Raw genomic sequence first — 19034 nt, 5'->3', positions numbered from 1 at the left:
ACGTACTCGCCCATGAACTCACGAGGACGGATGGACGATAAGACAGCCTCTCTAACGATCGTAGTATTTGCCGCCGGTGCTGATGCCATACAGCGTTGAGGAGTAGGGCAGTCGGGCAATGATGGTTGCTTGGTTCGCTACCCTACCGGCGACCATACCTCGGCATAGGAGGTTCACACTCCCCATTTCACGCTCGCAGAATGCATCCGGGCTGTCGATAAAGTTCAGCTTCGTCAGCCGTGAGATGAGGATGGTTCGCCCTTCCGGAATGGCGCCGATAGGCTGGACGACGAAGATCGTCACGAACTGTGCGGCAATGACAAGCGCGACAGCCATAATAGCGAGGATGGCTAACGCTTTCTTCAAGAGACCGCTCCTCGAAGTATGGTCTCCAGGTCCTCACGGTTTTTGAACTTGATCGTTCGACCATTGACGATTGCCACCACGCCACCGTCTGGCTCGTTCCGATAAGGCGTGCTTCCGATTACTCCATCAGCCGCGAAATCTACTGCCGACTCACGCACAGGGGTGAACCCCTTGCTGGCCAATTCAAGGGCTTTTTGCTTGTTAGCCTCTTCGCTCCCCTCGGCGGGTTTCATGATGAGCGCGTGAGGCAACGCAACAATAAAAAGGGCGGCGCCGTAGATCCACCACAGCCCGAACGAGTGCCCCTTTTTCTGGGCGATGAAAGCCGGGATCAACCCAATCAGAGCTGCGATAACGAGGACTTCCACTTTCTACCCCTGACTGCCTTTATCAGCATTCTACCGAAGGTGGTGGCATCTGCTAGGTACAAAGGCAAACGGACGACGTGAGGGCCAATCGCTTGTGGTATTAATGTCATATTGTCTCGGCTCTCGTGTCGATGTCGATCGACCTGTGATCCGCGACGGTGCGTTCCGCGCGCGTTCCTAATCGAGCGAGAAACGAAAGCCCGTTCCCATGCTCCGACAACTTGCCGGACGAGCCGAGCGCTGTCAGGCGTATCCCATGCCGGACACCTCCCCCGCCCGTCGCCCCGTCTCCGCCCTGCGCAACGCCCTCCGGAGCGAGGCCACCGGCGGGGTGATCCTGATGGCGAGCGCCGTGCTCGCCCTGATCGTCGCCAATTCGCCCCTCGCGCCGGGCTATTTCGCGGTGCTGGGGGCCCATGTCGGCGGCCTCTCCGTCCTGCACTGGGTCAATGACGGCCTGATGGCCCTGTTCTTCCTGCTCGTCGGCCTGGAGATCAAGCGCGAGGTGCTCGACGGGCGCCTGCGCACCTGGCCGGACCGTGTCCTGCCGGGGGTGGCGGCGTTGGGGGGCATGGTCGCCCCGGCGCTGATCTACGTCCTCGTCAACCGCTCCTCGCCCGAGACCCTGCGGGGCTGGGCGATCCCCACCGCCACCGATATCGCCTTCGCCCTCGGAATCCTCGCCCTGCTCGGATCGCGCGTTCCGGTCTCGCTGAAGGTGTTCCTCACCGCGCTCGCCATCCTCGACGATCTCGGCGCGGTGCTCATCATCGCCGCCTTCTACACCGCCGACCTGTCCCTGCCGAGCCTGGCGGGGGCGGGCGTCACCGTCGCGATCCTGTTCGGGCTCAACCGGGCGGGCGTCAGCCGCCTCCCGCCCTACCTCGCCCTCGGGGCGGTCCTGTGGTTCCTCGTCCTGACATCGGGCATCCACGCCACCATCGCGGGGGTGCTCCTGGCTCTCGCCATTCCCCTGCGCCCGAGCCCCGCCAGGCCGGACGATCCGGCCTCGCCGCTCCACAGGCTGGAACATGCGCTCCACCCCTGGTCGGCCTATCTCGTCCTGCCGGTCTTCGGATTCGCCAATGCCGGCGTCTCGCTCGCCGGCATGTCGCCGGGGATGCTGTCCGATCCGGTGACGCTGGGCGTGGCGCTCGGCCTCTTCGCCGGCAAGCCGGTCGGCGTGTTCGGCGCCGTCGCCGCCGCCGTGAAGCTCGGCCTCGCCCAGCGCCCGGCGCATGCCGGCTGGTGGCAGGTCTACGGCCTGTCGCTCCTCTGCGGCGTCGGCTTCACCATGAGCCTGTTCATCGGCCTCCTCGCGTTCGCGGACAATCCCGACCTCGGCACGCAGACCAAAATCGGCGTGCTCCTCGGATCCGTGACCTCCATGATCGCCGGGGGGCTCGTCCTGATTCTCGCGCCCCGTCCGGCTCGGGAGAGTGGTCCCGCGGCGTGAGGACGCGCCCCGTTCAAAATCATGTGACACAAGATAATCTTAATCGGAGCCCCCAACCCTCGGCAGTCGGAGAGCAGGATGACACGGAAGGCGGGCGCGGCGTTCGGTAAGGCGGCATTGACGGTTTTCGTCGCGGCAGCGGTCGGCGGGAGCCTGTTCGCCACCCGTGGCATGACCGACGACGCCGAAGCGTGGCGCAGCGCCTTCGCGCGACCGGCCGAGTTGCCCGCGCCCGAGGGCGGTCCCGATACGGAGGCGCAGGTCGATCTCGGCCGGACGCTGTTCTTCGATCCGATCCTCTCGCGATCCCGTACCATCGCCTGCGCGTCATGCCACGACCCGTCGCGCCACTGGGGCGACGGGCGCATGCGGGGCATCGGCGAGCCCGGGATCGAACTGAAGCTGCGCACACCCACCCTGCTCAACGTCGGATGGATCGCTCCGCTCGGCTGGGACGGCAAGTTCCCGGATCTCGAATCCGTCGCCTTCACGCCGATCACCGGCCCCAACCTGATGAATCTGCCGGAGGACGAACTCATCGCCCGCCTGCGCGCCGATCCGGATTACGTCGCCGCCTTCGCGGCGACCTTCGCGGATCGCGAGATCACGCGGGGCGGGATCGAGCGGGCGCTGGCCGCGTTCCAGCGCACCATCGTCTCGGGCAGCGCGCCGTTCGACCGCTGGCGCGAGGGCGACGCCACGGCGGTGGGAGCCTCCGCGAAGGCGGGATTCGCGCTCTTCAACGGCAAGGCCGGGTGCCACGAATGCCATGGCGGCTGGGCGTTCACCGACGGGTCATTCCACGATATCGGCGTCGGCCGGGGCGACGATATCGGGCGGGGACGCCTGTTCCCGACGTCGAAGGGTCTGCAATACGCCTTCAAGACCCCCACCCTGCGCGACGTCGCGCAGCGCGGCCCCTACATGCATGACGGTTCGGTGGCGACCCTGCGCGACGTGATCGATCTCTACGATCGCGGCGGCATCGACCGCCCGAGCCGGTCGCCCAAGATCAGGCCGCTCCACCTCTCCGAGACCGAGAAGGCCGATCTCCTGGCTTTCCTGGACACGTTGACGGCCGAGGAGCCCAAGGGGAAGGCCGCATCGCGTTAAGTCTTGGGCACGGGCTCCGCAGTCCCGAAGCCCGTCGCTGAAGTCGCTGCCGACTGCGCCGACAGGTTACCGTACGGTTCTGCTTCGGTTTCAGCGAAACAGCGTCAGGCCGACGCCGGCGAGCGACAGGCCGACGATCATCAGCGATCCGCCCCAGGTCTCGTAGATCGCGGCCCGCGCCGCCACCCGCGTCGAAGCATAGGCGAAGCTACCGCCTGCGATCAGGATCGACAGACTGAGTGCTGTAATCACGCGAGAGCCTTTCTGCTTGATGCGAAGGGAGGGCTTGGGCGCCACCCTTCCATGAAGATCAGCGTTTGCCGGATTATCCCGTCGATCGTCTCGACGAACGGTTACGCGGTTGCTCGGGGTTGACTTTGCCGTCCCTCGTCCACCCCCACGCATACGCCGATCGCCCGTCATCCGCGAGCGTCCGCTGGCGGCGGGCGCCGGAATCACGACCGGGGCGCCGAACGGCCGAACGCGTTAACGATGCTTAAAATTCATTAACGAAATCCTTCCAGGATCACTCAAAACTACGTAGAACGATGTCGCTGCCGCCGTCCGTCGGCGTTTCAGCTTTCGCCGAGGCTTCATCACATGAGTCTGCGTAGTCAGTTGCCCGGCCCCGGTGCATTGTCTGCCGCCCTGTTCGTGCTCGTCGCGGGCTCCACCGGGGCGAGCGCTCACGTCAAATGGTTCTGTGCTTTCGACGTCGCTGGCTCGCCGGTCGGCCTTGCCGAGGTATTGTGCGACAGCTTCGAGCAGCTCGTCATGGTCTCGTTCCTGGCCCTGTTCGTCGGCGCGTTGCTCGAGCGGACGATCCTCGGCGAGGCGATGATGCGGTCCCTCGACCGGGTCACCGCCTGGGCGCGGGAGAACACCGAGCTGATGTTCCGGGCCGTCTGCGGCGGCTTCTTCGTGTCGCTCTGGACGCTCGGCGGTATCATCCTCACACCCGAACTCACCACCACCAGCACCGTCCTGCCCTGGTTCCAGCTGGCGATCGCCGCCGGGTTCCTGTGGCGGCAGACGATGCCGCTCTCGGCCCTGGGCATCGTCATCCTGTTCGGGATCGCGGTGGCGAATTACGGCGTCTTTCATCTGGCGGATTATCCCGTCTTCCTCGGCGTCGCCGCCTATCTCGTCCTCACGGGGCTCCGGCGGGACCTGTTCGGCATCCGTCCCCTCGACATCGTCCGTTACTCCGCCGCTGTGACGCTGATGTGGGCCTCGGTGGAGAAATGGGCCTTTCCGCAATGGTCGTTCCCGCTCTTCATCGACCGCCCGGAACTGACCATGGGCTTCGACGGCGCCTTCTTCATGAAGGCCGCCGGGGCGGTGGAGTTCGCCCTCGCCTTCGCGCTGCTCTGCACGCCGCTGGTCCGCCGCGTCTCGGCGATCATGCTCGCGGCCGCCTTCGTCTCGGCGATCTTCGAGTTCGGCAAGGTCGACGCGATCGGCCATGCACCGATCATCGTGGCGATGGTCGCCATCGCCGCCGACGATGTCAGGGTTCCCCTGCGGGTGCGCCAGCTGGCCGCGCTGCCCCTGGGATACGGGGCCGCCCTCGCGAGCTTCATCGGACTCTATTACGGCGCCCATTCCGTCCTGTCCGCGGCCGGCGCCCTGTAGGGCCCCGGCGGGGCGCTCAATTGCCGTCGACGCGGACGGCCAGCTTCATCTTGGGATGGATGCCGCACAGGACCGCGAAGGTTCCGCTCACGGGGAAGACGATCTCGGCCTTGCCGCCCGGCTCCTGATCGCCCGAATCGTAGCGGAACGTCGGCGAGTCGACATAGGCGTGATGCAGGAGATCGCCGTCGTCGTTGACGATCTGCACGGTCTCGCCTTTCTTGATCACCAGCGCGCTCGGTTGGAACGCCCGGCCCTTCTGCGAGATTCGATAGACCTGTCCCGCTGCGGAAGCATGGAGGGCGAAGGCGGCCACACCGGTTGCGACGACGGCGAACGCGAGACCGAGTGAAGTGATGCGTCTCATGCAACCAGCCAGTACGATCCCGCCCGATCTGATCCTCGCCGCGGCAAGTAAACAGCTTGTTAATGGGATAAAATTTGTGAAGATTTCAAGCCCAGCTTAACTATTGCAGGCGAACCATTTACGATGGGCTGGATGAGACGGACTGGATGACTTCTATCCACGGTTGGAAAACCGCAAAGGCAGGCGAGAGGAGGTGGTCGAAGCCGGTCGCCGCGGCTGTCTCCTTCGCCGGCACCATCCGCGGTCGGATTCTGATCGCCTTTCTCATCATGAGCGCCATCACGGGCATCCTCGGCCTGTCGGCGGCGTCAGGGATTCGCCGGGCCGACGAACTCGTGAGCCGGACCTTCGACCAATCGCTCATGTCGATCAACTACGCGCGGGCCGCCGCCGCCGATTTCGCCAACATGCGCTCCCTGGAGGCCCGGCGGCGGATGAGCACCGATCCCGTCGCGAAGGGGGAGCTCGAAAGCCGGCTGGATAGCCTTCGCCATGTCTTCGCCGAGGATCTCGCCGTGGCGGTCGAGCGCGCCCAGTCCGGCCGTGCGACCCAGGCGGCGCAGGCCGTGGAGCGGGCGGTGAAGGATTGGGACGCCGCCCGCTCGGTCCTCGCCGGTCGCGAGTCCACGGATGCGGATTGGGACGCCGTGGACCGGCATGCCGGCGCCGTCGAGGAGCATCTCGACCTTTTCATCAACCACACCGCCGGCGACGGTTTCATCTACCGGCAGCAGGCCAGGGCCGTCGTCGCCCGCGAGACCCAGATCAACCTCTTCGGCACCCTGCTCGCCCTGCTCATGTCCGCCTCCGTCGCCTTCCTGCTGGCGCGCCGCATCATCAGGCCGGTGGCGGATGCCTCCATGGTCGCGTCGCGGATCGCGGCCGGCGACCTCAGCGTGACGATCCCCTCCGGCAGCGCGGACGAACTCGGCGCCCTCCTCGCCTCCATGGGCGTCATGCGCGACAACATCCGCCGGGCGATGGAGCAGGAGGTCGCCCAGCGCATCTCGGCGGAGGCCCACCTCGCCGACGCCCTCGAGACCTCCCTCGAAGGCATCGTCGTGGTCGACGAATCCGGCCGGATCGCCCTCATCAACGGGCAGGCGGAGGATTTCCTCGGGTTCGGTCGCGAGCCCCTGCCGCGGGACACGTCGATGGCCCGCGTCGCCGTTGAGGGCAACGCCCTTGCCCGCACCCTCCTGTCCGAGGACGACGACTGGACGACGCCGCGCGAGACGCAGCTCTCCGACGGGCGCTGGCTCCGGATCAGCCGCAGCAGGACGCGCAGCGGCGGCTTCATTGCGGTCTGCAGCGACATCACCCTGCTCAAGGTCCAGAAGGCCCATCTCCAATCCACCAACCTCCGCCTCGACACCGCCCTCGACAACATGTCCCAGGGCCTGTGCCTGTTCGATGCCGAGGGGCACCTCACCGTCGTCAACCGGCGCTATTGCGAGCTGTTCGACCTCGCGCCGGAAGACCTGCCGCTCGGCACGCCCTACGAGGACGTGGCCGCGCTCTACCTGGCCTCGGCGGAGGAGGGCACGGTCTTCGAGATCGAGGGACGGCAGATCTCGGCCGCCGGTTCCGGGTTCCGCCAGATGGGCAACGGACGCGTCCTGGCCGTCACGCACAAGCCGGTGGCCGGGGGCGGCATGGTCTCCACCTACGAGGACGTCACCGACCGGCGCCAGGCCGATGCCCGGATCGCCTTCATGGCCCGCCACGACGTCCTGACCGGCCTGCCCAACCGCGCCATGTTCGGCGAGCGGATCGAGGAGGCCCTGGCCCATCTCGGGCGCGGCGGCATGTTCGCCGTACTCTGCCTCGACCTCGACCGGTTCAAGGAGGTCAACGACACCCTCGGTCACCCGGTGGGAGACGAACTCCTGAAAGCGGTGGGCAACCGCCTCACCGCCTGCCTGCGCGAGGTCGACACCGTGGCCCGGCTCGGTGGCGACGAATTCGCCATCATCCTCGCGGGCGTGACCTACCCGGAAGAGGCCACCATCCTGGCGCGGCGGATCGTGGACGTGGTCAGCAACACCTACGAGCTCGACGGCCAGCAGGTCGCCGTCGGCGTCAGCATCGGCATCTGCCTCGCCCCCGGCGACGGCACGAGCTGCGACAAGCTCCTGAAGAACGCCGACGTCGCCCTCTACCGCGCCAAGGCCGACGGGCGTGGCACCTGGCGCTTCTTCGAGGTGGAGATGGACATCCGGCTCCAGGCCCGCCGCGCCCTCGAACTCGACCTGCGCGAGGCCGTGGCCGAGGGCGCGTTCGAGATGTTCTACCAGCCGATCTACGATTTTCGCGGCCGCCGCGTCTGCGGGTTCGAGGCGTTGATGCGGTGGCGCCATCCGGAGCGCGGGCTCGTCTCGCCCGCCGAATTCATCACGGTCGCCGAGGAGATCGGCCTGATCGTGCCGCTGGGCGACTGGGCCCTGCGCACCGCCTGCATCGAGGCCATGCGCTGGCCCGACGGGATCCGGGTCGCGGTCAACGTCTCGGTGGCCCAGTTCCGGGACGGCATCGTGATCCAGTCCGTCAAGGACGCGCTGAGCGCCAGCCGCCTCCCCGCCGCGCGCCTGGAGCTCGAGATCACGGAATCGGTCCTGCTCAAGGACAACGCCGCGACCCTCGCCACCCTGCACGCCCTGCGTCGCCTCGGCGTGAGGATCGCCATGGACGATTTCGGCACGGGCTACTCGTCGTTGAGCTACCTGCGCAGCTTCCCCTTCGACAAGATCAAGATCGACCAGTCCTTCGTCCGCGACATCACGGCGGCGGACGAATCCGCCTTCATCGTCCGCGCCGTCATCGGCCTCGGCCTCAGCCTGAACATGCGCACCACCGGTGAGGGGATCGAGACCGAGATCCAGTTCGAGCGCCTGCGCCAGGAAGGCTGCGACGAGGGCCAGGGCTATTATATCGGCCGCCCCGAGGGCGCCGGGAGCATCCCCGAGGTGCTGGGCCGCTGGTCGGGACGGCGCGGCCTCGCCAAGCACGCCGTCGCCTGAGGGACTTGGCGACGACCTCGCCGACGCCTCTCACCGTTGATGGGGAAAGAACGTCGTCCTCCCCCTTGCCGGGAGGCGACGTGAGCCCGTCGGGGCGACGGTGAAGGGGGGGGTTCGGGGGAGGCCCGTTCGGCCGAGCCCCCTCACGGTCAGCTGCCGCCCCGCTGCGCCGTCGCGGCCCTCTCCCCGCGGACGGGGAGAGGGGATTGCGCACCGATCCCTATTGCGGAGCGGGGGTCGGCGCGGGGGCGGCGGGTGCGGGGTCTGCGGGTGCGGGGTCTGCGGGCGCGGGGTCCGCCGCGCTCGCCGTCTCGGTGGACTTCGCCAGTTCCGGATAGGCCTGGATCATCGTGGCGCCGTTGAGGGGCTTGCTCTGGCCGTTATGGCAGGTGGTGCAGTTGACCTTGGGCACGTCCCCGAGTTCCCCGAGGCGGGCCGTGGGGAAGGTCGAGGTCAGCGGCTCGAGGAAGTTGCCGTTGAGGTCCCGGACCATGCGGATGCCGTGCCAGGCGGTGGTGCGCTGGGGCGTGCTCTGCGACCAGTTCGAGATCGCCCTGGTGTTGTGGCAGAAGGTGCAGTTCACTCCCAGACCTTCCGACATGTGGATCATCAGGCCGTAGGTCTTCTCGGCATCCTGGATCGGCTTGCCCTTGGTGGTGGGGAGCGCCGTGGTGGCGTTCACCCGGATGGCGTTGTTGTCGATGTTCTTATCGGCGAGGTATTCCGTCAGGGTGTCGTAGGGCAGCGAGGCGAGGCCCACAGAGGCCTTGGCCAGGTTCTGCCCGTTGTTGCGGGGGGTGAAGCCGCCGGGCCGGTTCGGGCCGGGATCGGTGAACCAGACGTTGGCCGGCACCGGCTGGCCGCGGTGGCAGGTGAAGCAGGTGACGCCGGTGCCCCCCACATGGTTGTCCTTCCAGCTCTCGTTGATGTGCTGGGTCATCTGCAGCATCCGGCGGGCGACCTTCTTCTGGTAGAGGCTGTCGTCGGCCATGTTCTCGGTGTTGTGGCAGTAGGTGCAGCCCTGTTCCGGGCTGACCCATTCGGTCATCGAGACCATCAGGCGGTTGAACTCGTTGACGCTGACGTTCTTGAGGACCTGGACGTTCTCGTAGGTGGCGCCGGCGAGATCCTCGCCGGGCTCGGCCGGGTCGGCCGGCGCCGGGGCGACGTTGGCCGCCTTCGTCTCGGCCACCCCGTCGCGGGTATGGATCTGGTCCATCCCCGTGCCGCGAAAACCGTTCTGGGTGGCCTGGAGCGGCGGCCGGTCCCAGCCGGACGTGCCGAACATCGCGATGGTGAGGAAGAAGGCGATCGAGCCGCCGAGAACAGTGAAGAACGTCTTCATGGGACCGCCCCCGGCATGTTCAAGGGATCGACGACCGGCGCATAGACCTGCGGATAGGACGGGGCGACGCCGTGCTTGACCGCCCAGAGGTACCAGTTGTCGACCACCGTGCCGGTGAGCAGGATGCCGATGCCGCCGGTGAGGGTGGTCAGCACCGCGAACCACCACGCCCAGCGATGGATCGATTCCATCGTGGCGTTGAAGCCCATGGTCCAGCGCCAGAACAGGGCGGCGCGCTCGGTGGCGGTGCCGCGATCGACGATCTGGTCGATCTCACGCTCGCCGCCGAAACGGCTCACCGCCAGGATGGTGGCGCCATGCATCGCGAAGAGCAGCGTCGACCCGTAGAGGAAGACGATCGAGAGCATGTGGAACGGGTTGTAGAAGAGGTTGCCGTAGCGGAGCGAGAAGGCGGCGGTCCAGTCGAGATGCGGGAAGATGCCGAAGGGGACCGCCTCGCTCCACGACCCCATCAGGATCGGCCGGATGAAGCCGAGGACCAGGTAGAGCCAGATGGCGGAGGCGAAGGCCCAGGGCACGTGGGTGCCGAGGCCGAGCGCCCGGGCGCGGCGATAGAGCCGGACCCACCACAGCAGGATCGAGGCGGTGAGGAAGAAGCCGGCGATCAGCCACCATCCGCCTTCCTGCAGGGGCGGCAGGATCTTGAGCCCGTATTGCGGTCGCGGCGGCTCGAGGGCGAGCCAGGGCAATTGGCGCACGAACTGGACCGGATCCCAGTTCACGCTCGCCAGCATGTTGAGGCCGACGATCTCGAAGGCGATGAGGAAGCACACGCCCGAGAGGGCGCCGAGATAGCCGATGTAGATCGGACCGACCTGGGCGTTGCCGAACAGGCCGAACAGGTAGCTGTGGAACGGCTTGCCCCAGCGCCGGTCGACATCGACGGGAACGCCGAGTTCCGGAATGGTGGAGCGGACTTGGACCTCGGTGAAGATGTTCTGATAATAGGCCATGGTCGTGCCCCCCTCTAGCGCCAGACCGGGAGATTGAGCCACCAGCCCCACCATTCCGGCCAGCCACGGGTCCAGAACGGGCCGCTGATGATGATGCAGACGGCGCTCCAGAAGCCCGCCGACAGGGCGAGGAACAGGCCGAGCCGGTGGATGCCCAGCGTGCCGATGGAGTAGCCGATCGTGTCGCGGAAGAAGGTGTCCTCGTGCTCGGGCGTCTTCACCACCTGGCCCTTGCCGGGATTGGTGGCCGAGAGGATCAGGGCGCCGTGCAGGGACAGGGCGAAGGTCGTCGTGAAGAAGAACGACACCGCCAGCATGTGCGCCGGGTTGTAGTGGAAGTGCAGGTACTGGTAGCCGGTGTTCGAGACCCAATCGAGATGGGAGAGGATGCCGTAGGGGAAGCCGTAGCCCCAGGCGCCCATCAGGAACGGCCGGATCACCACCAGCGAGACATAGGCGAAGATCGCCACCGAGAAGGCGAAGGGCACGTGGTAGCCGATGCCGAGCTTGCGGCAGATCTCGACCTCGCGCAGGGCCCAGGACGAGAAGGCCCCCACCGCGCAGAAGGTGATGATCTGCCAGAGGCCGCCCTCCTTGAGGGGGGCGAGGGCGAGCCCGTATTTGAGGTCGGGCGGCGCGATGTTGATCTGCCAGATGTTCCAGGTCGGCCCGAGCGCGGCGCCGTAGATGATCAGCGCGGTGCCGAGCACCGAGAAGAACAGCGTCGTGACGCCGAAGAACCCGACATAGAACGGCCCGACCCAGAAATCGAACAGGTCTCCGCCGAGGAGCGTGCCGCCGCGGACACGGTATTTTCGTTCGAAACTCAGCATCGCCATCGCGAATACCTCCCGGCCTCGTAGTCACGGTTCTTGCACTGTTCTTGATCGATCCGCGCATCCGCGCTTTCAGGCAGACGGCGTCCCTCCCCCCTAGTGGGGAGAGGTGAGGAGTGGGGGTGGCTCGCTCGCCTGCGCAGGCGTCGACCCTTGCGCAGGTGATCCCTCGTCAAAGCCGAGGGTCGCCCAGCCACCCCCACCTCCAGCTCCTCCCCGCAGGCGCGACGGATCTCGGGCGGGCCCGGGATCCGCCGGGGAGGAGGGGGGCCATCCCGCCGGTCAGGCGGGCATCGTCGGCAGGACCAGCGTCTGCGCATTGGCAGCGCGCGGGGCCTTGGGGCCTTCCAGCCAGTTGAACCGGTCGGTGCTGAGCAAGATGAAGTGGATCAGCAGCGCCAGAATGAACAGGAAGGTGAAGAGCGCCACCAGCGTGCGGCGCGGATCGAAGAGAAGCCAGACCTTGTGCATGGGTGCGTTCCTCCTCAGGAGATCATCGAGACGAGGCCGTGCGCGGCGCTCGTGACGGTGTCGAGGGCGGCGTAGCCCTTGGGGCCGGGCAGCCACGGGCGCCACATCCAGACGAGGATGTGTGCCACCACGGCGATGGCCGTGAAGATGATGAAGCTCGTCAGGAAGATCGCGTGGAACTCCTTAGCTTCGGGTTCGGTCAGCCCGGACAGGCTGCTCGCTTTCTCGATTCCACTGGACATGGTGTGAGCCTCCGCTTTCGTCTGGCCGTGCGTGCTCCACGCGCGGCGGGTGAGGTCGCGGGGGCCGGCAACGGCGCTCGCGACGGTCGTTCCCCCCTCGTCGGACGGGAGGTCGTTCGGGGTCCGGATCGGGCGGGCATCGGCCCGGGGCGATCCGGCCCCGGAAAGGGTCAGCCCATGAAGACGAAGGGGATCGCCGACACGGCCATGGCCTTGGCCTCGCCGAACACCGAGCGCCGGGCGATGAGGCCGTGACCGGCCGGAGCCCGTGCCGGGACGAGGCGCTGGAGCGCCGCCGCCGCGAGGAAGAAGGGGTAGGTCGCCACCAGGAGGAGGCGGAACTGCAGCTCGTGCCGCTGCAGGCGCGTCATCGGACGCGACGGGGCGGGACGGGATTGGATCGTGGGGGACATGATCGAAGACTGCATGGCGGAAAACTCCTGTCCGCAATCCGCGGCGGTCGGCCTCGCGAGGAGGCCGGTTCTCGACGGAAACGGCGCCGCGCCGCTCCAGCCGGAAAGAGGGTGCGGGGCGGGGGCGCTCACGCCGCCGCTCCGAGGGTCAGGTCCGCATGGGCGCGCTCGACCTCGGCCGGGCCGACCCGCTCCTGCCCGGCATTCCGCGTGGCCCGTTCGGCCGCGTCGCGCAGGCGCTTGGCCACCGAGATCCGCACGAGGACCGGATGGGCCTCGACGAGGTCGTCGAGGAGGGTGCGGGCGGCCTCGTCCCAGGGCAGTTCGCGATGGATCCGCGCCGGCGTCGCCTCGACCCGGTCCATGTCGCGGGCGAGCGGCAGGATGTGGAAGAGCATGTCGAACAGGGCGTTGCAGACCTCCTGGATGAGGTAGGTCGCGCCCGAGAAGCCCATAAACGGCGTGCCGGTATGGCGCCGGATGATGGCGCCCGGGAAGGAGGCCGGCACGAACACCGCCCGCGATCCGCATTCGGCCGCGTACATGCGCTCGTTGAACGAGCCGAACAGGACGAGGGGCGGGTTGGCCTTGATCGCCTCGCGCACCGCCGCGTTGTCGGTCTTGGCGCCGGGTCGGCGCGAGATCGCGAAGGTGCAGGGCAGGCCCATCTCGTCTTCGAGGAAGCGGCGGACGCCCCGCGCATAGGTGTCGGAGGCGACGATGCCGAAGCTCGCCGTGCCGAAGAAGTCCTGGGTCACCGAGCGCCACAGGTCCCAGACCGGCTTGATCGTGGTGTGGCGCTCGCGCTCGATGAAGGGCTCCGGATCGAGGCCGAGGATCTCGCCGAGCTTGCGCAGGAACTTGGTGGTGGCGTGCAGGCCGATCGGCGCCTGCAGGTAGGGCCGCTCGAGGGCTTCGCAGAGGAGGCGGCCGAACTCGCGGTAGAGGCAGATATTGGCGTCCGCGTTCACGAGCTTGGGCACGTCGGCGAGATGCGAGCCCAGCGGGAAGGCGAGGTTCACCTCGGCCCCGATCCCCTCCACCAGGCGGCGGATCTCGGCCAGATCCGAGGGCATGTTGAAGGTGCCGTAGGCCGGGCCGATGATGTTGACGCGGGGGCGCTCGCCCTCCTTGCGGGGCGGCCGGGCGGGGATGCCCTTCTTGGCGAATTTCCGCGCGCCGTATTCCTGCCAGAGCCAGGACATCGCCCGGTCGGCGGTCTGCCACTGGTCCTCGTCGATGGTGCGGGGCAGGAAGCGCTGGAGGTTGGTGCCCTCCGGCGTCACGCCGCCGCCGATCATCTCGGCGATGGAGCCGGTGACGACCACGCTCGGCATCCCCGGATCGAGGGTGGCGTGCGCCCGCTTCATCGCGGCCTCGGTGCCGTGGCGGCCGAGTTCCTCTTCGGCCAGCCCGGTGACCACGATGGGCAGTTCGTGCGGCGGCAGGGCGTCGGTGTAGTGGAGCACCGAGGTGACCGGCAGGTTCTCGCAGCCGACGGGACCGTCGATGACGACCTGCAATCCCTTGATGGCGGTGAAGACGTAGACGGCGCCCCAGTAGCCGCCGGCCCGGTCGTGATCGAGGACGAGCATCAGGCCATCTCCCCGATCGGGTTGTGGGAGGGTTTCTCGCGCTTGGGCGAGGCGACGTTCTGGCGGGTTTTCGGCACCTCTTCCCAGATGCCGGCGGCATGGCCCTCGCCGACCCCGTCGAAGAAGTCCCGCATGGCGTCGAACCGGTGCCGGTTGCCGAGGGCCGTGTTGATGACCTTGGCCAGCGACCCGGCTCCGGCGACGCCCATGAGCGGGCGGGCCGAGATCAGGTTGGTGAAGTAGAGGGCGGGGATCGCCCGCTCCTTGGCGGCCTGCACCACCGGCGTGGTGCCGATGGCGAGATCCGGGCGGAACTCGCGCATGGCGGAGAGGTCGTCTTCCAGCGAGGCGCGGAAGCGGACCATGACGCCGCGTGACTCGAGCCAGTCGCGGTCGGCGTCCGAATAGGGCGTGCGCGGGCAGGCGGTGCCGACGTAGCGGAGGTCGGCCCCGCTCTCGGCGAGGAGACGGCCCACCAGGAGTTCCGACCCCTCGTAGCCCGAGAGCGTGATCCGGCCCGTGATCGGTGTGGCGGCCAGCGCCCCCTTGATCATCGGCAGGTGCCGGTTCTTGGCGGCCTCCACCGTGGCGCGGGGCACGGCGCAGGCCTCGCCGATCCGGTCGAGCCAGTCGGCGGTGCCGTCATGACCCACGGGGGCCGAGCCGACGATCGGCCGGCCGGCGAGTTCGAATTCGCGGATCGAGGCGGTGTAGAACGGGTGGATCGCCGCCACCGCCGCGCCGTCGAGGGCCGCGTAGAGTTCGCGCCATTCGCGGGTCGGCACCACCGGGCCGGCGCTGAGGCCCAGGGGCTCCAGCAGGCCGCCGATCACCACCGGGTCGGCCGGGAACATCTCGCCCAGCAGCGTGACGCTGGGGCGCTCGGAGCGGCCGAGGCGCGGCGCCTGGACCGGACCCTGCTCGGCTTCCGAACGGGCGAATTTCAGCATGGCCCCGGCGAGCACGTCCTTGGCTTCCGCATGGGTCGGCACGCCGAAGCCGGGCACGTCGATGCCGATGATGCGGACGCCGTCGATCTCCTTCGGCAGCAGCCGCAGGGGCACGCCGGAGGCGGTGGGGACGCAGAGGTTGATGACGACGACCGCGTCGTAATCGGCGGGCTTGGCCACGTCGAACACCGCCTCGCGGATGTCCTCGAACAGCTTGCCGGTGACGAGGGTCTCGGAATTGAACGGGACGTAGCCGACCGAGCGCTTGGCCCCGTAGAAATGCGAGGTGAAGGTGAGGCCGTAGACGCAGCAGGCCGAGCCCGACAGGATCGTCGCCGTGCGCCGCATGCGCAGGCCGACGCGCAAGCTGCCGAAGGCCGGGCACATGCTCTGGGGCTGGTCGTGCGGCCCTTGGGGATAGTCCTGTCTGAGCTGCTCCAGCGTCTCCGACATTCCCGCGGCTTCGGCGGCCGCCCGCATCGCGTCCTTGCCGGAATGGCAGCCGAGCCCGTCGGATTGGGTGGCGGCGAGATTGACCGCCTCCGCAGGCGATGCGGCGGAGGCCAGGGTCGAGGCGGGGCGCTCCTTGCGGGCGCGCAGATCGGCGATGTCGAGGGAGACGGCCATGCGCGTCAGACCTCGTCGTAGACGACTTCGAGGGACGGCTTCACGATCTGGGTCGTGCCGCACATATCCTCGAAGGTGGCGGGGACCAGGGTCACGCCCCGGCCGACGGCCTCGCCCTTGAACAGGCCGAGCAACCCGTCCTGGGAGAGCGGCGTCGGGTGGTTGGCCGCCGCGTCGTGGACGTTCTGGGCCAGATCCGCGAAGAGCGAGCCCCAGGGGCTCTCGGGCCGGCCGATGATCTCGTAATTCGCGCTCTTCTTGCGGATGTCGTCATCGGCCGGGATCGAGGCCAGGACCGGGATGCCCACCGCGGCGGCAAAAGCCTGCGCCTCGCCGGTGCCGTCATCCTTGTTGATGACGAGGCCGCCCACACCGACATTGCCGCCGAGCTTGCGGAAGTATTCCACCGCCGAGCAGACGTTGTTGGCCACGTAGAGCGACTGCAGGTCGTTCGAGCCGACGACGATGACTTTCTGGCACATGTCGCGGGCGATCGGCAGGCCGAAGCCGCCGCAGACCACGTCGCCGAGGAAGTCGAGCAGGACGTAGTCGAAGCCCCATTCGTGGAAGCCGAGTTTTTCGAGGAGCTCGAAGCCGTGGATGATGCCGCGCCCGCCGCAGCCGCGCCCGACTTCCGGCCCGCCGAGCTCCATGGCGTAGACGCCGTCGCGCTTGAAGCAGACGTCGCCGATGGCGACCTGCTCGCCGGCGAGCTTCTTCTTGGTGGAGGTCTCGATGATGGTCGGGCAGGCGCGGCCGCCGAACAGGAGCGAGGTGGTGTCGCTCTTGGGGTCGCAGCCGATGAGCAGGACCTTCTTGCCCTGCTGGGCCATCATGTAGCTGAGATTGGCCAGGGTGAACGACTTGCCGATGCCGCCCTTGCCGTAGATCGCGATGATCTGAGTCTCCTTGGTGGCGGAGACGGGGGCCGCATCCGGCTCGATGGCGGCTTCGGCGCGCAGGAGTGCGGCTCCGTTCAGCTGCATGTTCATGAAGCGGCTCTCCAATCGAGGATCATCTTCAGGCACTCGGGCTCGCCGAACGCCGTGCGATAGGCAGACGGCGCGTGCGCCGCCGGTTCACGATGGGTGATCAGGCCGTCGAGGGAGAGACGCCCCCCCTCGATGAGGGTCAGGATCGCGGCGAGATCCTCCGGCCGCCACTGGGCGGCGACGCGGATGCGGGCCTCGCGCAGGAAGGCCGGCGGGAAGGCGAAGGAGAGCGGCGCCTCGTAGAAGCCGGCGAGCACGATCTCGCCGCCGGGCCTGAGCCGCCCGATCAGCGTGTCGAGGATCGCGGCGTCGCCGCTGACATCGGTGATGGAGCCGTAATCGCGGGTCTCGTCCGCATCGGGATGCAGGACGTCGTAGCCGTGGGTGCCCGCGGCCCGGATCGCGTTCGTCTCCCACACCACCGGCTCGCCGCCGGCGATGCGCGTGAGCCTCGCCAGCAGGCGCCCGAGCACCCCATGGCCGACGATGAGCGAGCGGCCTTCGGGACGCGCCGCGAGCGCGTGGTAGGCGGTGGCCGCCAGGGCGATGAGGATGCCGTGTTCGCGCAGGGCCGCATCGATGGGAACGAGGCGCGCGCCTTCGCTCACCAGGCGGGAGGCCGCGCCGCCGAACAGGCCGCGCACCGGCCCGAAACAGCGTGCGCCGGGCACGAAGACCCTCTGCCCCACGGCGAGACCGGAAGCGGGGCCGGCTTCCACCACTTCGCCCACCGATTCGTAGCCGGGGACCAGGGGATAGCCCATGCCCGGGAAGGGCGGCATCCGGCCCGACCAGAGCAGGCGCTCCGTGCCGGTGCTGATGCCGCTCCACAGGGTCTCGACCACCGCGTCGGCCGCGCCCGGAGCATCGATGGCGAGCTCGGCGAGAGACAGCTGTTCGGGGCGTTCGAGGAGGACGGCGAGTGCGTGCATCTTAATCGACCCTCCCCTGTCCCGTGCCTCGACCCGATGGCGGCGGGCTTGGCGCTTGTTCGATGTGTCATCCTAGATTGACACTTCTATTCGTCAAGCCTTACTTACGCTGCAGCGTGTCAATTCGTTGGCACACCAGCAATCGGGTCAGCAGCGGCCGCCGGGTCGGGATCTCGCGGCACCGGCCGAAGCCGGCCTCGTGGAGGAGCGCGGTGAGTTCGGCGGGGCGGCGGCAGCGCCCGCTCCCCATCGCCAGCAGGTAGAAGCCGAAATAGGCGTCGGTGACCGGCTCGGCCCCCGCCGTCCCCGCCATCGGCTCGGCCACCAGAAGGGTGCCGCCCTGGCAAAGCGCGTCGTGGGCGGCGCGCAGGAGCAGGCGGACGGTGTCGTCGTCATGGTCGTGGACGACCCGGACGAGGGAGATGGCGTCGGCGCCCGTCGGCAGGGGCGCGGTGCGGAAGTTGCCGCCGCAGGCCTCGGCGCGGTGGGACAGGCCCTCGGCCGCGAAACGCCCGGCGGCGCGGGCGGCCACCGCCGGCAGGTCGAACAGCCGAACGGCGAGGCCGGGCGTCGCCCGCATGACCGCGCGGAGGAAGGCCCCCTCGCCGCCCCCCACATCCATGAGCAGGCGGTGCCGGCGCATGGGATAGGCGTCGAGGATGTCCTCGGCGATGAGGGATTGGGAGGCGGCCATGAGGGCCGAGTATTCCGCCACCGCCTCGGCCGGGATCGCCGCGTCGCCGGCCGGTCCGGCATAGGGCCAGTAGGCGGCGAGGCGGCTCGTGCCCCCCTCCCCGCGCAGGAGCGCCACCGGGTCGCGCAGGTCCTCGTAGAGGAGCGCATGGTGTTCGATCATCGCGGCGACGGACGGATTGCCGATCAGCGCCGCGCCGAGATCGGCCAGGGCGAAGCGCCCGTCAGCGAGGCGCCGGACCAGGTTCAGGGAGGCGGCGGCGTCCAGCAGGCGCAGGGCCCGTTCCGGCCTCAGGCAGGTTCGCTCGGCCAGGGTTGCGACGCTGAGCGGGCCGGGGGCGAGGATCGCGAAGAGGTCGAGCCTGATGCAGGCGAACAGGGTCTGCGAATAGACGAAGCCGGCGCAGAGATCGAACAGCGCGCGGGTGTTCCGCCGGGCGATTCCCCGCGTCGGCGGAAACGCGGCGGCCCAGCGCTGGAAGCGCGGGCTGGCGATGGTGCGGTTGCGGAAGGACAGCCAGCGCTCCCGCCACGGCAGGGCGTGTTTCCCTCCCCCCGCACTACGTCGGGCCTGCCCGACTTGGCCAGCCAAAGACGGATCTCGGGCAAGCCCGAGGTCCGTGGGGGGAGGGTTTATGA

The 19034-nt window shown here is 68.3% G+C and carries 19 protein-coding genes; 4 read left to right on the top strand and 15 right to left on the bottom strand.

Annotation, left to right across the window (positions count from 1 at the left end; all coding sequences use genetic code 11):
- Window positions 1-51 precede the first annotated feature (51 nt).
- Window positions 52-366 (bottom strand): hypothetical protein, encoded by a 315-nt coding sequence (locus MKK51_RS03310; protein ID WP_243974941.1) that lies wholly within the window; start codon window positions 364-366, stop codon window positions 52-54.
- Entirely contained in the window at window positions 363-734 is a 372-nt protein-coding gene (locus tag MKK51_RS03305) for a hypothetical protein (RefSeq protein ID WP_243974940.1), read from the bottom strand. Before MKK51_RS03305 ends, MKK51_RS03310 begins: the two co-directional genes overlap by 4 nt.
- A 256-nt stretch (window positions 735-990) precedes the next feature.
- Here MKK51_RS03305 and nhaA point away from each other — a divergent pair, with 256 nt between their 5' ends.
- Complete coding sequence (nhaA, locus tag MKK51_RS03300) at window positions 991-2190, top strand: Na+/H+ antiporter NhaA (protein WP_243974939.1); 1200 nt, start codon at window positions 991-993, stop codon at window positions 2188-2190.
- 78 nt (window positions 2191-2268) lie between these two features.
- Window positions 2269-3303, top strand: coding sequence for a cytochrome-c peroxidase (locus tag MKK51_RS03295; protein WP_243974938.1), 1035 nt, complete (start codon window positions 2269-2271; stop codon window positions 3301-3303).
- 90 nt (window positions 3304-3393) lie between these two features.
- Here MKK51_RS03295 and MKK51_RS03290 read toward each other — a convergent pair whose 3' ends face one another.
- On the bottom strand, window positions 3394-3555 hold the full coding sequence (locus MKK51_RS03290) for a hypothetical protein (protein ID WP_243974937.1): 162 nt from the start codon (window positions 3553-3555) through the stop codon (window positions 3394-3396).
- A gap of 348 nt (window positions 3556-3903) precedes the next feature.
- Here MKK51_RS03290 and MKK51_RS03285 point away from each other — a divergent pair, with 348 nt between their 5' ends.
- Window positions 3904-4938, top strand: a complete 1035-nt coding sequence (locus MKK51_RS03285; protein ID WP_243974936.1) for a hypothetical protein — start codon at window positions 3904-3906, stop codon at window positions 4936-4938.
- 16 nt (window positions 4939-4954) lie between these two features.
- On the opposite strand, the gene MKK51_RS03280 is transcribed toward MKK51_RS03285, so the two are convergent.
- On the bottom strand, window positions 4955-5305 hold the full coding sequence (locus tag MKK51_RS03280) for a hypothetical protein (RefSeq protein WP_243974935.1): 351 nt from the start codon (window positions 5303-5305) through the stop codon (window positions 4955-4957).
- A 146-nt stretch (window positions 5306-5451) separates the two neighbouring features.
- Between MKK51_RS03280 and MKK51_RS03275 the strand changes: the two genes are divergently transcribed.
- Window positions 5452-8325, top strand: a complete 2874-nt coding sequence (locus MKK51_RS03275; protein WP_409565602.1) for an EAL domain-containing protein — start codon at window positions 5452-5454, stop codon at window positions 8323-8325.
- A gap of 220 nt (window positions 8326-8545) precedes the next feature.
- Here MKK51_RS03275 and pufC read toward each other — a convergent pair whose 3' ends face one another.
- The 11 genes from pufC to MKK51_RS03220 form a co-directional block, all read right to left on the bottom strand.
- A complete protein-coding gene (gene pufC / locus MKK51_RS03270; protein ID WP_243974933.1) occupies window positions 8546-9670 on the bottom strand; it encodes a photosynthetic reaction center cytochrome PufC in 1125 nt (374 codons plus the stop codon).
- Window positions 9667-10644, bottom strand: coding sequence for a photosynthetic reaction center subunit M (gene pufM, locus MKK51_RS03265; protein ID WP_243974972.1), 978 nt, complete (start codon window positions 10642-10644; stop codon window positions 9667-9669). Before pufM ends, pufC begins: the two co-directional genes overlap by 4 nt.
- A 14-nt stretch (window positions 10645-10658) precedes the next feature.
- Window positions 10659-11483 (bottom strand): photosynthetic reaction center subunit L, encoded by an 825-nt coding sequence (gene pufL, locus MKK51_RS03260; protein ID WP_243974932.1) that lies wholly within the window; start codon window positions 11481-11483, stop codon window positions 10659-10661.
- A gap of 279 nt (window positions 11484-11762) precedes the next feature.
- A complete protein-coding gene (pufA, locus tag MKK51_RS03255; protein WP_018043293.1) occupies window positions 11763-11951 on the bottom strand; it encodes a light-harvesting antenna LH1, alpha subunit in 189 nt (62 codons plus the stop codon).
- 14 nt (window positions 11952-11965) lie between these two features.
- Complete coding sequence (pufB, locus tag MKK51_RS03250; protein ID WP_018043292.1) at window positions 11966-12193, bottom strand: light-harvesting antenna LH1, beta subunit; 228 nt, start codon at window positions 12191-12193, stop codon at window positions 11966-11968.
- A 170-nt stretch (window positions 12194-12363) separates the two neighbouring features.
- Window positions 12364-12621, bottom strand: coding sequence for a hypothetical protein (locus MKK51_RS03245; RefSeq protein ID WP_409565601.1), 258 nt, complete (start codon window positions 12619-12621; stop codon window positions 12364-12366).
- Window positions 12622-12734: 113 nt separating this feature from the next.
- Entirely contained in the window at window positions 12735-14201 is a 1467-nt protein-coding gene (bchZ, locus tag MKK51_RS03240; RefSeq protein WP_027173816.1) for a chlorophyllide a reductase subunit Z, read from the bottom strand.
- Window positions 14201-15778, bottom strand: coding sequence for a chlorophyllide a reductase subunit Y (gene bchY / locus MKK51_RS03235; protein ID WP_243974931.1), 1578 nt, complete (start codon window positions 15776-15778; stop codon window positions 14201-14203). Before bchY ends, bchZ begins: the two co-directional genes overlap by 1 nt.
- Before the next feature lie 5 nt (window positions 15779-15783).
- Entirely contained in the window at window positions 15784-16770 is a 987-nt protein-coding gene (locus MKK51_RS03230) for a chlorophyllide a reductase iron protein subunit X (protein WP_243974930.1), read from the bottom strand.
- A complete protein-coding gene (gene bchC, locus MKK51_RS03225) occupies window positions 16767-17702 on the bottom strand; it encodes a chlorophyll synthesis pathway protein BchC (protein ID WP_243974929.1) in 936 nt (311 codons plus the stop codon). Before bchC ends, MKK51_RS03230 begins: the two co-directional genes overlap by 4 nt.
- Before the next feature lie 100 nt (window positions 17703-17802).
- Entirely contained in the window at window positions 17803-18987 is a 1185-nt protein-coding gene (locus MKK51_RS03220) for an acetylserotonin O-methyltransferase (protein ID WP_243974928.1), read from the bottom strand.
- Between the last annotated feature and the right edge of the window lie 47 nt (window positions 18988-19034).

This window comes from Methylobacterium sp. E-045 (assembly GCF_022829685.1).
GTDB lineage: Bacteria > Pseudomonadota > Alphaproteobacteria > Rhizobiales > Beijerinckiaceae > Methylobacterium.
Note: the sequence above shows the minus strand (reverse complement) of the source record. Positions and strands in the feature narration are given on the sequence as shown.

What these genes read in the sequence shown, in the direction of transcription:
- nhaA (WP_243974939.1), top strand. Translation starts at nt 991, where the DNA reads ATGCCGGACACCTCCCCCGCCCGTCGCCCCGTCTCCGCCCTGCGCAAC.
- MKK51_RS03295 (WP_243974938.1), top strand. Translation starts at nt 2,269, where the DNA reads ATGACACGGAAGGCGGGCGCGGCGTTCGGTAAGGCGGCATTGACGGTT.
- MKK51_RS03285 (WP_243974936.1), top strand. Translation starts at nt 3,904, where the DNA reads ATGAGTCTGCGTAGTCAGTTGCCCGGCCCCGGTGCATTGTCTGCCGCC.
- MKK51_RS03280 (WP_243974935.1), bottom strand. Translation starts at nt 5,305, where the DNA reads ATGAGACGCATCACTTCACTCGGTCTCGCGTTCGCCGTCGTCGCAACC.
- MKK51_RS03275 (WP_409565602.1), top strand. Translation starts at nt 5,452, where the DNA reads ATGACTTCTATCCACGGTTGGAAAACCGCAAAGGCAGGCGAGAGGAGG.
- pufC (WP_243974933.1), bottom strand. Translation starts at nt 9,670, where the DNA reads ATGAAGACGTTCTTCACTGTTCTCGGCGGCTCGATCGCCTTCTTCCTC.
- pufM (WP_243974972.1), bottom strand. Translation starts at nt 10,644, where the DNA reads ATGGCCTATTATCAGAACATCTTCACCGAGGTCCAAGTCCGCTCCACC.
- pufL (WP_243974932.1), bottom strand. Translation starts at nt 11,483, where the DNA reads ATGGCGATGCTGAGTTTCGAACGAAAATACCGTGTCCGCGGCGGCACG.
- pufA (WP_018043293.1), bottom strand. Translation starts at nt 11,951, where the DNA reads ATGCACAAGGTCTGGCTTCTCTTCGATCCGCGCCGCACGCTGGTGGCG.
- pufB (WP_018043292.1), bottom strand. Translation starts at nt 12,193, where the DNA reads ATGTCCAGTGGAATCGAGAAAGCGAGCAGCCTGTCCGGGCTGACCGAA.
- MKK51_RS03245 (WP_409565601.1), bottom strand. Translation starts at nt 12,621, where the DNA reads ATGCAGTCTTCGATCATGTCCCCCACGATCCAATCCCGTCCCGCCCCG.
- bchZ (WP_027173816.1), bottom strand. Translation starts at nt 14,201, where the DNA reads ATGCTCGTCCTCGATCACGACCGGGCCGGCGGCTACTGGGGCGCCGTC.
- bchY (WP_243974931.1), bottom strand. Translation starts at nt 15,778, where the DNA reads ATGGCCGTCTCCCTCGACATCGCCGATCTGCGCGCCCGCAAGGAGCGC.
- MKK51_RS03230 (WP_243974930.1), bottom strand. Translation starts at nt 16,770, where the DNA reads ATGAACATGCAGCTGAACGGAGCCGCACTCCTGCGCGCCGAAGCCGCC.
- bchC (WP_243974929.1), bottom strand. Translation starts at nt 17,702, where the DNA reads ATGCACGCACTCGCCGTCCTCCTCGAACGCCCCGAACAGCTGTCTCTC.